Origin of the sequence: Pontibacter roseus DSM 17521 (assembly GCF_000373265.1) — a bacterium.
GTDB lineage: Bacteria > Bacteroidota > Bacteroidia > Cytophagales > Hymenobacteraceae > Pontibacter > Pontibacter roseus.
The window spans coordinates 282,306-295,893 of sequence record NZ_KB890766.1 but is presented as its reverse complement, the minus strand read 5'-3'; the positions used below and the strand labels follow the sequence as shown (position 1 = coordinate 295,893).

6 protein-coding genes are annotated in these 13,588 nt (G+C 56.3%); 3 read left to right on the top strand and 3 right to left on the bottom strand.

The annotated features are described in order from the left end of the window. The first annotated feature begins 315 nt into the window (after nucleotides 1–315). A complete protein-coding gene (locus B051_RS0115600) occupies nucleotides 316–915 on the top strand; it encodes a DUF2179 domain-containing protein (RefSeq protein ID WP_018479150.1) in 600 nt (199 codons plus the stop codon). Between the two features lie 526 nt (nucleotides 916–1,441). On the opposite strand, the gene glgB is transcribed toward B051_RS0115600, so the two are convergent. From glgB to B051_RS21425, 3 genes are read right to left on the bottom strand one after another with little or no spacing between them, the layout of a single operon-like run. Continuing rightward, nucleotides 1,442–3,736, bottom strand: a complete 2,295-nt coding sequence (gene glgB, locus B051_RS0115595; RefSeq protein WP_018479149.1) for a 1,4-alpha-glucan branching protein GlgB — start codon at nucleotides 3,734–3,736, stop codon at nucleotides 1,442–1,444. After that, a complete protein-coding gene (gene treS, locus B051_RS0115590) occupies nucleotides 3,729–7,064 on the bottom strand; it encodes a maltose alpha-D-glucosyltransferase (protein ID WP_018479148.1) in 3,336 nt (1,111 codons plus the stop codon). The genes glgB and treS overlap by 8 nt, the downstream gene beginning before the upstream one ends. 15 nt (nucleotides 7,065–7,079) lie before the next feature. Then, nucleotides 7,080–9,101, bottom strand: a complete 2,022-nt coding sequence (locus tag B051_RS21425) for an alpha-1,4-glucan--maltose-1-phosphate maltosyltransferase (protein WP_018479147.1) — start codon at nucleotides 9,099–9,101, stop codon at nucleotides 7,080–7,082. A 222-nt stretch (nucleotides 9,102–9,323) separates the two neighbouring features. Between B051_RS21425 and treZ the strand changes: the two genes are divergently transcribed. Together treZ and B051_RS0115575 are read left to right on the top strand one after the other, a co-directional pair. Next, nucleotides 9,324–11,153, top strand: coding sequence for a malto-oligosyltrehalose trehalohydrolase (gene treZ / locus B051_RS0115580; protein ID WP_018479146.1), 1,830 nt, complete (start codon nucleotides 9,324–9,326; stop codon nucleotides 11,151–11,153). A 5-nt stretch (nucleotides 11,154–11,158) separates the two neighbouring features. Next, nucleotides 11,159–13,582 (top strand): DUF3536 domain-containing protein, encoded by a 2,424-nt coding sequence (locus tag B051_RS0115575; RefSeq protein ID WP_018479145.1) that lies wholly within the window; start codon nucleotides 11,159–11,161, stop codon nucleotides 13,580–13,582. Nucleotides 13,583–13,588: the final 6 nt, after the last annotated feature.

Here is a 13,588-nt window from a genome sequence, read left to right as displayed (position 1 = left end):
GCCTTGGGTATAAACAAGGCACAACACCCGGTCTCACTCCTGCGTACCGCAAAGCTTGTGGCAAAACGCATTGCCCTGCCCGACGTCCTCCAGTACAGCAGTTGTAAGAACGATTAAAAGGAGTGATATAGGCCTCAACTACCGCAAGGATGTTATGTCTGTTGTTGGAGCCGCCATGTCCGGGATAATCTTAGTACCTTTATATGAGAAGCAGTAGCTGGTACTGTTGCAGAAAATGTATACCTAAAATCAGCAACCATACCATCATTTCGTTACTGCTTAAATTTACATGCATAGCCAAAGCAACAACCAACTATGGATTACTTCGAAGGAATTGACCCACAGATAGTAAACTGGGTCATTATACCTCTACTCATATTTCTGGCGCGCATTTGTGACGTAACACTAGGCACGCTGCGCATCGTGTTCATTGCTCGGGGCGACAAACTGATAGCGCCTCTCCTGGGCTTCCTGGAGGTACTGATTTGGCTGGTAGCCATCACGCAGGTGATGCAGAACCTAGGCAACTTCGCCTCCTATTTTGCTTGGGCCGCTGGTTTCGCGACGGGCAACTTTCTGGGGCTACGCATCGAGCAGAAACTGGCCCTTGGGCAGATGGTAGTCCGTGTCATCACGGTGGAATCAGCAGATGCGCTCATCGAGCGATTGGCAGGCCGCGGCTACCGCCTCACAAGTGTGGACGCCAAAGGGACCCGAGGCAAGGTAAACCTGCTTTTCATGATAGTCAAGCGCAAGAAGCTGAAGGAAGTCGTTGGCATCATCCGTGACTACAACCCCAACGCCTTCTACTCCATCGAGGACGTGCGGTCTGTCTCCGAGACGCAGATTCCGGAAGAGGAAGTGGAGCGCAAAATAGCCTTCGGGAAATTCTTCCCGCTGCGGAAGGGAAAGTAGGTATGCTGCGGCCAGCTGTGCGTCTCTACTGTTCCGGCCACTGTACCGGGTCCAACTACACCTGCCCCTCCCCCATGAGGGGAATCGGGAACGATTGACATCCCCCTGCCCCTTCAAAGGGAGAGGTTCAGCCGTGATTGTTCGTCACTTCGAAGCATTGTAGCCTACATGAACACTGGCAGGTATGGCCTTAACATCCCTCTGACTCCCCTCAAGGGGAGAGTATCCACAGCAGTCACGGAGCAAAGACATCAGCCCTATTCACCCATGACGATTTTTTTGCTCGAGCGGTCAGCGAGTTCAAAAGCGTCTTGACTTTTTTGCTTACTTTGGGGGTAGGGGCCCTCGATTTGTGTCAAGACAAAAAGTGAGGCTCGCCCGGCCAGGGCAGGCTATGGAACAACTCAGCGGGCGAACAACAAGGAAGCAACAGCTACGCTACAACAACTGTAGCAGCCTCAAAAACTTACATAAAAAAAGGTCTGCCTATGCCTAGGCAGACCTTTTTCATTTCAATCTATCAACTCTACCCCACCGGCTGGAACTTGAAATACACCACAGCCATAGGCGGAAGCTTCAGCACGAGCGAGTAATCCCGCCCGTGGAAGGAATCCGCCACGGATTGCAATATGCCATGATTATGGAAATTACTGCCTCCATAGTGACTGTCGTCGCTGTTGAAAATCTCTACCCAGTTTCCTCCAAGTGGCACACCCAAACGGTAGTTTTCATGCACGCCCGGCGTGAAGTTGCAAACCACCAGTATCTGGTCTTCGGGCCGGTCGCCTTTCCGCATGAAGCTGATGACGCTGTTGTGGGCATCGGCGAAATCTATCCACTCAAAGCCGCTCTGGTCAAAGCTGCGGGCATAAAGGCCAGGCTCCTGCTTGTATACATGGTTCAGTTGTCGCACCAGTTCCTGTATACCTGCGTGGTTCCTGAACTGCAGCAAGTGCCAGTCTAGACTGCTGTCGTGGTTCCATTCAGTTGACTGCGCAAGCTCACCGCCCATGAACAGCAGCTTTGCGCCTGGGTGGGCATACATGTAAGCGTACAGTGCCCGCAGGTTGGCAAAGGCCTGCCACTCATCGCCTGGCATCTTGCGAATCAGGGAGCCTTTACCGTGCACCACCTCATCGTGCGAGAGCGGCAGCATGAAGCGTTCGGTAAAAGCGTAGATGATGCTGAACGTGATATCGCCCTGGTGGAAGCGTCTGTAGATGGGGTCTTTGGAGAAATAGGTGAGCGTGTCGTGCATCCAGCCCATCATCCACTTCATGTCAAACCCAAGTCCGCCATTCTCTACCGCTCCGGTCACGGCTGGCCAGGCCGTCGATTCCTCGGCAATGGTCAGCGTGTCCGGAAAGCGCTCGTGCACGGCCTGGTTGAACTCCTTGAGGAGCGAGATGGCCTCCAGGTTCTCCCGACCTCCGTGCTCGTTCGGAATCCACTCGTTGTGCTTGCGGCTGTAGTCCAGGTATAGCATGGAGGCCACAGCATCCACCCGCAGTCCATCCACGTGGTACTTATCCAGCCAGAACAAAGCATTGCTGACCAGGAAAGACCGCACCTCGTTGCGCCCGTAATTGAAAATGTAGCTGTTCCAGTCCGGGTGGTAGCCTTTGCGTGGGTCAGCGTGTTCGTACAAGTGCGTGCCGTCGAAGTAGGCCAGGCCATGCTCATCGGAAGGGAAGTGCGAAGGCACCCAGTCCATGATGACGCCTATACCTTCCTTGTGCAGGGCATCTATCAGACACATCAGGTCCTCGGGTGAGCCATAGGTGCTGGCCGCCGCGAAGTAGCCCGTTATCTGGTAGCCCCAGGAGCCGTTGAACGGGTGGTGCATCACCGGCATGAACTCCACATGCGTGAAGCCCATATTCTTCACATAGGCAGGCAGCTCCTCGGCCAGTTCCCGGTAGGTGAGCGGCCGGTTGTTGTCTTCAGGCTTACGGCGCCAGGAGCCCACGTGCAGCTCATACACCGAGTAAGGCTGCGGCTGCCCCTGCCTGCTTTTGCGTTGCTGCATCCAATCACTGTCGCCCCAGGTATGGCTCAGGCCCTGTACCACGGAGGCGGTTTGCGGCGGCTTCTCCCGGCGGAAGGCGAAGGGGTCACTTTTCTCGACGTGGTAGAGGTGGTAGCGGGACCGGATGTGGTATTTGTACAGCATACCCTGTTGCACGTCCGGCACAAAACCTTCCCATATACCAGAATTATCTCCACGCGCCTGCAGTTGGTGGCTTTCGCGGTTCCAAGAGTTGAAGTCGCCCATCACCGATACCAGCTCGGCATTGGGTGCCCATACCGCGAAGTAAGCTCCCTGGCTGCCCTGGCGCTCCATCAGGTGCGACCCAAACTTGTCGTAGAGGTTGTAATGGCGGCCTTCCCGGAACAGGTATACATCGAATTCGGAGAACCGGCTGATGTCGTAGTACACCGGGCCGGTCTGTTCCTGGGCAGGTTGAGCTGCCACCGGAGCCGGCTCTATGGAAAGTCCTTGAGCCTCTACGGGTGCCTGTGCCAGCGTATCGGTCTTCTTTTGCGAGGACCGGCCACGTTTGGGTTGGGTTGTCATCTCCTGAGCGGTGCTTCCCATTTCTGTTGTCGTGGTTTTTCTGGGACGGCCACGCTTAGCTGGAACAGCCGCGCCGGATTGCAACTCTACAGTGGTTTTGGCTTCTGCTTTATTCTTCGTCTTGCGGGTACCCGGCTTACTGGCAGTCATACCATCCTCTGAACCCGTTCCGGTGTCCATTCCTATACCTGCTACCGGCTGTATGTTTTCCTGAGTGTTGTCCTGTTGCTTTTTCTTAGCCATTCTGATACTTCCTCATGATGTACTTTATACCTCTGATTGGGATGAGCACCCAATCCGGACGGTTGTTCAATTCATATCCCAGTTCATAAATCGCCTTCTCCAGCAGGAAGGTCTCCATCAGTATTTCAAAGTCCTCCTCCTTCTGCGGCACCACGCCTGTTCCCAGGGTTTTAGCCAGGTAGGTATGCATGAAGAAGCCGCTGGCGTAGTGGTACCACTGCTCGGCCCATTGCTCCAGGTAGGCGCTGTCTTCTTTGCGGAAGCTGTCCTGCTGGAAGAGCGCGTTGTAGGCGGCGTAGTGGAAAGAGCGAATCATACCGGCCACATCGCGCAGCGGGGAGCGCTTGAGGCGGCGCTCGCTGAACGAGCGAGCCGGTTCCCCTTCAAAGTCGATGATGATGAAGTCGCGGCCGGTGAAGAGCACCTGCCCCAGGTGGTAATCGCCGTGCGTACGGATTTTCATGGAATCTATCTTGCGGCTGAAAATTCGCTTGAGTCGTTCCAGAATCTCCTGCCGCATCTGCAACACCTCCTCTGCCTCGGCCCGCACGGTATCGGGCAGGTTGGGCAGATGCTTGCGCAGGCTGTCGAAGTTGCTGCGCACCAGGGAGGTGAGCGACGAGTAGAGCGAGCGTTGGTAGTGCAGCGAGAAGTCCTCTGGTGTGAAATCCTTGGAGTCGGTGATGGAGGCCAGGGCCAGGTGCATCTCAGCCGTGCGCTGTCCCAGCAGCTCTATACGCTCCACGGAGGCGCCACCCAACTGCAACTGCATGTGCTCCGGCGCATCGGCAAAGGCCACAGGCCGTGCCAGCGTCCCGATGGTGCTCGTTATGATTTCGTGGTCCCGGTGCGTCTGCAGCCTCTCAAAGAAGCGCTTGAGGGAATCCTCCATGTATACCCAGGCATCGCCCTGGTTGGGCACCAGGTCCTGCAGCATCACTAGCACCATTGGGTTCTTGCCTGTTTCCTGATGCTCAATGGCGCCCAGGAACATCGGCACGTTCGGGAAATTCACCCGCTCCGTCAGCGCCTGCACCACCTCTACATCGGGGTTCAGAGTGCGGTCGAGCTTGCGGTATACCTTCAGGAAGAACTGGTTGTCATAGATTACGGACGTGTTGCTCTGCTCCGCCCCCAGTATTTTGGAGGAGAGCGGTTGCCCTACCTCCCGCAGACGCGCATTGACGGAGCGGTTGCTATACCCCACCAACTCGGCACCGTCTATGTGGAGGCGCTTCCGCTTGGCTACGTGCTGCAGCAGCAGCTGTCGGTACTCCTCAGAATATACAGCATCGTAGAGGATGCCTTCCTGACCGTCCATCGTCACTCGGGCAATCACGCTGTTGGGCTGGCTGCTGATTAACTCCTGCTCCTCCTCACCGGATGCGAAGGCTATCGGCAGTTGGTAAAGCTCCGGTAGGCCCTCATTGTAACTCACCTCGATGAACAACAGGGAAGCTCCGTTTTCTCCGGCAGGCATCGGGATGTTGTTGACCACCTGCATACGTTGTATGGTGCGTGCTTTGCCTCCGAACCAGCGCCTATTCAGCACGTAAGGTGGCAGCACCTTCGACTCTAGTGTTTTGAGTGCGCGCGGCGGAATGGGGTTGTACAGGGACGGCAGCTGCATGGCCGGCTTTTGCATATCCAGGGCGATTCCCCCGGATGCCTCCTGTGGCTGCAACTCAAACCAGTAGTAGCCATGGGCTCCAATCGTGAACAGGTATTTATCGTCCTTTACCTGCGGGAATTTGTTCTTACTGAACACCTCTACCGGCACAAAGCCCTTGAACTCCGGCAACTCCAGCTCCACCGCCTCCGGGAAGCGGGATAGGTTGGCAATCACCAAAATGTTCTCGTCCTGGTAAGAGCGGATGAAGGCCAGCACCTTGGAGTTGGATGGGTTCAGGAACTGCATAGTACCACGCCCGAAGGCCTTGTAGCGCTTGCGCATGTTGATGACGCGGCGCATCCACCAGAGCAGCGAGCTGCTGTTGTGCTGCTGCGTCTCCACGTTCACTGACTCGTACTTGTACTCTGGGTCGATGATGACCGGCAGGTATAGCTTTTGGGGATTGGCCGTGGAGAAGCCCGCGTTGCGGTTGTCGTTCCACTGCATGGGAGTACGTACGCCGTCGCGGTCACCCAGATAGTAGTTGTCGCCCATGCCTATCTCGTCGCCATAGTATACCACCGGCGTACCCTTCATCGAGAAGAGCAGCACGTTCATGAGCTCTATCTTGGCGCGGTCGTTGCCCAGCAGCGGGGCCAGGCGGTGGCGTATACCCAGGTTGATTTTGGCCATCGGGTCGCGCGTGTATACCTTGTACATATAGTCGCGCTCCTCGTCGGTCACCATCTCCAGCGTCAGTTCGTCGTGGTTCCGCAGGAACATGGCCCACTGGCAGGTCTCAGGTATAGCCGGTGTCTGGTCGAAAATGTCGATGATGGGGTAGCGGTCCTCCATCTTCACCGACATGAACAGGCGCGGCATGATGGGGAAGTGGTAGTTCATGTGACACTCATCGCCATCGCCGAAGTAAGAAGCCGAATCCTCTGGCCACATGTTAGCCTCCGCCAACAGCAGCTTTCCGGTATACTTGCTGTCTACGTGGGCCCGCAGCTTCTTGAGGAAGTCGTGCGTCTCAGGCAGGTTCTCGCAGTTGGTGCCGTCGCGCTCAAACAGGTACGGCACGGCGTCCAGGCGGAAGCCGTCCACGCCCATGTCGAACCAGTAGTCCAGCATCTTGAACACCTCCTGCTGCACGTCCGGGTTGTCGAAGTTCAGGTCGGGCTGGTGGTGGAAGAAACGGTGCCAGTAGTACTGACCGGCCACCGGGTCCCAGGTCCAGTTGCTGGGCTCGTAGTCGGTGAAGATGATACGCACATCCTTGTACTGCTTCGGGTCGTCGGTCCAGACGTAGTAGTTGCGGTACTTGGAGCCCTTCTTGGCACGACGCGCCCGCTGGAACCAGGGGTGCTGGTCGGAGCTGTGGTTAATAACCAGCTCGGTGATGACCTTGAGCCCGCGGCGGTGCGCCTCCTTCACAAACAGCTTGAAATCCTGCATGTTACCATAGCTCGGGTTGATGCTGTAGTAATCCGCTATGTCATACCCATCGTCTTTGAGCGGTGACGGATAGAAAGGGAGGAGCCATATAGCCGTCACTCCGAGGTCCTCGAGGTAGTCCAGCTTCTGCATCAGGCCTTTAAAATCGCCTATGCCGTCGCCGGAGCCATCCATGAAGGCCTTGATGTGGAGCTCGTAAATAATGGCGTCTTTGTACCAGTGAATGTTGTCGTCTAGAAGGGTGTTGTCCTCTGCCATATTGCTTTTTAGTGATTATGCGTGTGTGCCGTGGTCTTCAGGTAACCAGGTATCGTCGAGGCTGTCATGGCCCATACCCGGTGTGGCCACCTCAATGCGGAATACGTGTACCGGCATCTCATGCGGCCGCAGTTCCACGTAATTCCATTCGTTTGCCCAGGTGTATTTGTGCTCGGTCATCAGGTCGTGCACCATGTACTGCTGCTGGTCCTGCATGCCGAGCGCCTGCAGTGGCACCTGCACCCAGCCTGCCTGCGTGTTGTGCGGGTCCAGGTTCACGACCATGAGCATCTTGTTGCGGAAGCTGCTGTCCCACTTAGCGTAGCAGAGCAGTTGCGGGTTGTCGGTGTCACCGAAGGCGATGTTCCAGGTGGTCTGCAAAGCAGGGTTCACCTGGCGTATCTTGTTGATTTTGGTAATGACCTCCCGTATTTTGGTCAGCCTTCCCCAGTCCCACTGCATGACCTCGTACTTCTCCGAGTCCCAATATTCTTCCTTGCCCTGCACCGGCGTGTTGATGCCGAACTCATACACAGGCCCATAAAGTCCATAGTTGGAAGACAGCGTAGCCGCCATCACCACGCGGGTGATGTGTGCCGGCTCGCCACCCGTCTGCAGCTCATGCGGCAGGATATCGGGCGTATTGGGCCAGAAATTAGGCCGGTAGAAGTCGCGCATCTCGGTCTGGGTGAGTTCGCGCATGTACTCCTTTATCTCATCGGCCGTGTTGCGCCACGTGAAGTAGGAATAGGATTGCGTGAAGCCGATTTTGCCGAGCCGCTCCATCACGCGCGGACGCGTGAAGGCCTCCGCCAGGAAAATCACCTGCGGGTACTGCTGCCGCACCTCACGTATGAGCCACTCCCAAAAATGGAACGGCTTGGTGTGCGGGTTGTCCACTCGGAACACGTATACCCCCTGCTCTATCCAATGCAGGACGATGCTCTTCAACTCTTGCCACAGGTTCTGCCAGTCCTCTGTCTCGAAGTTGACGGGCAGCACGTCCTGGTACTTCTTGGGTGGGTTCTCGGCATACTGCACCGTCCCGTCTGGCCGCCACTTGAACCAAGCTGGATGCTCTTTCACATAAGGGTGGTCCGGGGAACATTGGATGGCAAAATCCAACGCGACCTCAATGCCATGCTCACGTGCGGCATGCACAAAGCGACGGAAGTCATCCAGACTGCCCAGTTCCGGCAGGATGGCTTTGTGCCCTCCCGACTCGGCGCCAATGGCCCAGGGGGAGCCAGGCTCTCCCGGCTGTGAGGTGACAGAGTTGTTCTTGCCCTTGCGGAAAGCGTAGCCAATGGGGTGGATAGGCGGCAGGTAGATGGTGTCGAAGCCCATCTCGGCGATGCGAGGCAGCAGGCGCTCACAATCCTGGAAGGTGCCGTGCCGCCCGGCCTCCTGCGCCGCCGACCTCGGGAAAAACTCATACCAGGTGCTGAAAAGCGCCTTCTGACGCTCTACTTCTACTTGTAGGATTTTGTGGTAGGTAGTCACGTTTTGGCGGTCGCAGCAGGCATGCATCAGGTCTGAAACATCCTCGCTAGTGGCTAGCGCCACGGCATCGGCAACGGAGCCAGGATGGTTCAACTGCTCGGCCCACTTGCGCAGGCGCTTCTGCTGTCCAGGCTTAGCCGTGGCCGCCGACTCTTGCAGCAGCTGCGCGCCAATCTGCAGTTCTACGGTGATGTCCTGGTTGGCTTCAAACTTCTTCTTGAGGCCTTTCTGCCAGGTATAGAAATGGTCAATCCAACCCTGCAGGGTATACTCGTAGCTGCCCATGCTCTCCGGTGTAAAGCTGACCTGCCAGCGGTCGTTGCCCAGGAACTGCATCGGGAGTTCGTTCCATTTCTTCTTTTTGGAGTGGCGGTAAAGCAGCACGGCCTTCACCTCATCATGGCCATCCCCGAACACATCTGCGGTCACCGTTACCTCTTCCCCCACCACCCGTTTAATGGGGTATTGCCCACAGTTCACTTGCGGCTTCACATTTTCGATGATGACCCGTTTGGTTCCTTCCAGTGCTTCCATGTATGGTTTTTCCTGAGTTATTTATGATAGCTAATAGGTACTGAAAGGGCCGGTATTATGTTACGGACGGACCTGCGCCTCAGCCTCCGGAGAAACTGGAAAAACGGCTTTACGCTCTGTTACCGCCTGACTTGCAAGCTATACCTCCTACATTCTACCAGAAAAGAACAACCTTAACCACGGGAAGGGAGTTAAAAATTCTGCATTACTAAAATTGAATCAATGAGCATAACCCGTGAAGTTGGAGCGCACTTTACCTCAGGCCGTGGCACCACGTTTACCGTGTGGTCACCCGATGCCGAGCAGGTCGAGGTAGTCATAAAAGATAACGATAAGATAATCCCCCTGCAGCGGGAGGCTTTTGGGTACTGGACGGCACTGGCAGAGGAGGCAGGACCGGGAAGCCGCTACCTATACCGCCTTGATGGTGAGACGGAGCGGCCTGACCCTGCCTCCCACTCGCAGCCCGACGGGCCGCACGAAGCCTCTGAAGTAGTCGGCCACGCTGATTTTGGCTGGACCGACCAATATTGGGCCCCGCTGCCCTTGGAGCAGTACATCATTTACGAGCTGCATGTGGGTACCTTTACCGAGGAGGGCACCTTTCAGGGCATTATCCAAAAGCTGCCCGAGCTGCAGGATTTAGGCATAACCGCTATCGAAATTATGCCGGTGGCACAGTTTCCGGGCAGCCGCAACTGGGGCTACGACGGGGTATACCCTTCGGCGGTACAGAACTCCTACGGCGGGCCGCTGGGGCTGAAGGAACTGGTGGACGCCTGCCACGCAGCAGGTATAGCCGTGATTTTGGACGTAGTGTACAACCACCTTGGTCCGGAAGGAAACTACCTCAACGACTTCGGCCCTTACTTCACCGACAAGTACAACACCCCCTGGGGGAAGGCACTCAACTTTGACGACGCCCACAGCGACCACGTACGCAACTACTTTATACAAAATGCGCTAATGTGGTTCCGCGATTACCATTTCGATGCCCTGCGCCTGGACGCCGTGCATGCCATCCTAGACACAGGAGCCAAGCATTTTCTGCAGGAACTGCAAGAGCATGTGGAGCACCTGGAACAGCAACTCGGGCGACCTTTCCTGCTCATAGCGGAGAGCGACCTGAACGATGTGCGCATCATCAACCCCAGGGAGAAGGGCGGCTACGGACTGACAGCGCAATGGAGCGATGATTTTCACCATGCCGTACACGCTTTGGTGACACAAGAGGAGACCGGCTATTACCAGGATTTTGGGAGATTGGAGCAACTACAGAAAGTGATGCAGCAAGGCTTTGTGTACGATGGCCTGTACTCGGAGCACCGCAAGCGCACCTTCGGCAGCGATCCTTCTGCAAACCTGGCCCGGCAGTTCGTGGTCTGCTCCCAAAACCACGACCAGGTGGGCAACCGCATGCTGGGCGAGCGCCTCACACAGCTGGTCTCGTTTGATATGTTGAAAGTGGTGGCTGGAATGGTGCTGCTGTCGCCCTACACCCCGATGCTGTTCATGGGCGAAGAGTATGGGGAGGAGAACCCCTTCCTGTACTTTGTGAGCCACACCGATAAGGAACTGGCGGAGGCGGTACGCAAAGGTCGCAAAGAGGAATTCTCCGCCTTCGCCTGGCAGGGCGAGGCACCGGACCCACAGGCAGAGGAAACCTTCATCCAATCCAGGCTGACGCGCAGCTACGAGCATAACGAGCAGCACCGGCAGCTGCGGGAGTTCTACAAAGACCTTATCCAACTGAGAAAGACGGCTCTGGCCAAAACAGACAAGCAGCGGCCGCACGTGGAGGTGAACAAAGACTCCCAGGTGCTGCATCTCATCCACTCAGGTGGAGACCCCTATACCTATTGCTTGTTTAACATAAGCGACCAACCGCAGACAACAATCCTGAACACGCAGGTGGAGGCGCACTGGAAGCTGCTGCTCCAATCATCTGATGCAAGGTATGGCGGCACAGGTATGGGCGTGCAGCAGGAATCCCAGACCAATCAGGAGATAGAGCTGCCTCCGGCTTCGTTCACCGTTTTCCAAAGTAAGTAATCTGTATGAACCAGTACATCTGCATCCACGGCCATTTCTACCAGCCGCCCCGGGAGAACCCCTGGCTAAATGAGGTGGAGCTACAGGAGTCGGCGCGCCCTTACCACGACTGGAACGAGCGCATCACAGCCGAGTGCTATGCCCGAAACTCCGCCTCCCGCATCCAGAACGACAAGGGGCAGATTGTGGACATCATGAACAACTATGCCCGCATGAGCTTTAACTTCGGGGCCACTCTGCTGGAGTGGATGGAGAAGAAGGCCCCGGACATCTACCAGTCCATACTGGATGCGGACAAGGAAAGCCAGAGGCGCTTCTCGGGACACGGTTCTGCCCTGGCCCAGGTATACAACCACATGATTATGCCGCTCGCCAACGAGCGCGACCGGCACACGCAAGTCATCTGGGGCATCTATGATTTTAGGAAACGCTTCGGCCGCGACCCGGAAGGTATGTGGCTGGGCGAGACGGCCGCCAACACTGCCACCCTGGAGGTACTGGCGGAGCACGGCATCAAGTTCACCATTCTGTCGCCTTACCAGGCGCTCCGCTTCCGGAAGCTAGACGATAAGGAGTGGCAAGACGCCACCGGGGCAAGGATAGACCCGCGCAGGCCATACCTCAGTAATCTGCCTTCCGGACGCACCATTACACTTTTCTTCTATGACGCCCCCGTGTCACAGGCCATTGCTTTTGAAGGATTGCTGGAGAGCGGCCAGAAGTTTGCTCAGCGTCTCACCAGCACCTTCGACCAGGACAGTAAGGAACCCCAACTCATGCACATCGCCACGGATGGGGAGACGTACGGCCACCACCACCGCTTCGGGGAGATGGCCCTCTCCTACGCGCTGCACCACATCGAACAGGAACAGCTGGCCAAAATCACCATCTATGGCGAATACCTGGAGCTGCACCCTCCCCAATATGAGGCGGAAATCATAGAGGACACCTCCTGGAGTTGCTTTCATGGGGTGGAGCGCTGGCGCAGCGACTGCGGTTGCCACACAGGCGGTCACCCGGAATGGAACCAGGCCTGGCGTGCGCCCCTGCGCAAAGCCTTCGATTGGGTACGCGATACGCTGGAGCCGCTTTACGCGCAGGAAATGCATGCCCTGGGAGCCAACCCTTGGCAGACCCGCGACAATTACATACAGGTCATCATGGACCGGTCGGAGGAGCAAGTGCTAGAGTTCATCCGGACACACTGCAATCGAGAGTTGAGTAACTCAGAGCAGGTCAAGTTCCTGAAGCTGCTGGAGATGCAGTACCATGCCATGCTCATGTACACGAGCTGCGGCTGGTTCTTTGACGAGGTGACAGGTATAGAGACTATGCAGGACATCTTTTATGCGGCGCGGGCGCTGCAACTGGCACAGGACCTGAACGGGACAGATTACGAGGAGTACTTCCTGGAGCTGCTGGGGGAGGCGAAGAGCAACACACGCGATTTTCCTGACGCCGCAGCTGCCTACCGCCAAGTCGTCAAGACCACCATGCTGGACCTGTTGCGGGTAGGAGCCCATTATGCGGTTTCTTCTCTTTTCTCAGACCACTCCGAAAATCTGGATTTGTACAGTTACAAAGCCACCTCTGAGTATTATGAGCTGCAGGAGGCAGGACGTCAGAAACTAGCCATCGGCAAAGCGCTCATCCGCTCTCGCATCACGTGGGAGGAGGTGGATGTCTCTTTCAGCGTGCTGCACATCGGTGACCACCAGTTGTTTGGCGGCGTGCGCAAGTATGTGAGTGCAGAGGCCTTCGCTGCCCTGCACCACGAGCTGACCAACGCGTTCGATAAAGGCAACATCACCGAGGTCATCATGTTGTTCGACAAGCACTTCCAATCTCACAACTACTCCTTCTGGCACCTTTTCCGGGACGACCAGAAAAAAATACTGGACCAGGTGATGGAACAAACCATCCAGGCTCTGGAGCACGATTTCCAGCAGGTATACGATAACAACTACCCGCTCATGGCAGCCATCAAAAGCGTAGGTATGCGACTGCCACGCCCCCTGCAAATCTCCATCGACTACATTGTGAGCGCGCGTCTGCTGGCGGCTCTGGAGGCGCCCACTGTAGACCTGGATGCTATACAGAGGCTGCTCAAGGAAGTAGAGCGCATGAACGTGAAGCTGGACCTAGATGCGTTGAACTACGCCGCCACCCTTCACGTGGAGTCTACCATGGAGTATCTGGAGAACATGCCGGATGACACTTCGCGCATGGAGTACCTGACAGACCTGCTCACGCTGCAGCACGACTCCATGCTGATGCCGGAGTACTGGCAGGCACAGAACATCGCTTTCCGCATGCGTCAGACGGTATACCAGGAGTACCAGGAGAAGATGGCCCAGCAAGACGAGCATGCCACCGATTGGTGTAAAAAATTTGAAGCGTTGTACAAGAGTTTAAACCTGATTCCTTAAAATCCT

Coding starts and splice junctions, on each gene's coding strand:
- B051_RS0115600 (WP_018479150.1), top strand. CDS start 316: ATGGATTACTTCGAAGGAATTGACCCACAGATAGTAAACTGGGTCATT.
- glgB (WP_018479149.1), bottom strand. CDS start 3,736: ATGGCTAAGAAAAAGCAACAGGACAACACTCAGGAAAACATACAGCCG.
- B051_RS0115575 (WP_018479145.1), top strand. CDS start 11,159: ATGAACCAGTACATCTGCATCCACGGCCATTTCTACCAGCCGCCCCGG.
- treS (WP_018479148.1), bottom strand. CDS start 7,064: ATGGCAGAGGACAACACCCTTCTAGACGACAACATTCACTGGTACAAA.
- B051_RS21425 (WP_018479147.1), bottom strand. CDS start 9,101: ATGGAAGCACTGGAAGGAACCAAACGGGTCATCATCGAAAATGTGAAG.
- treZ (WP_018479146.1), top strand. CDS start 9,324: ATGAGCATAACCCGTGAAGTTGGAGCGCACTTTACCTCAGGCCGTGGC.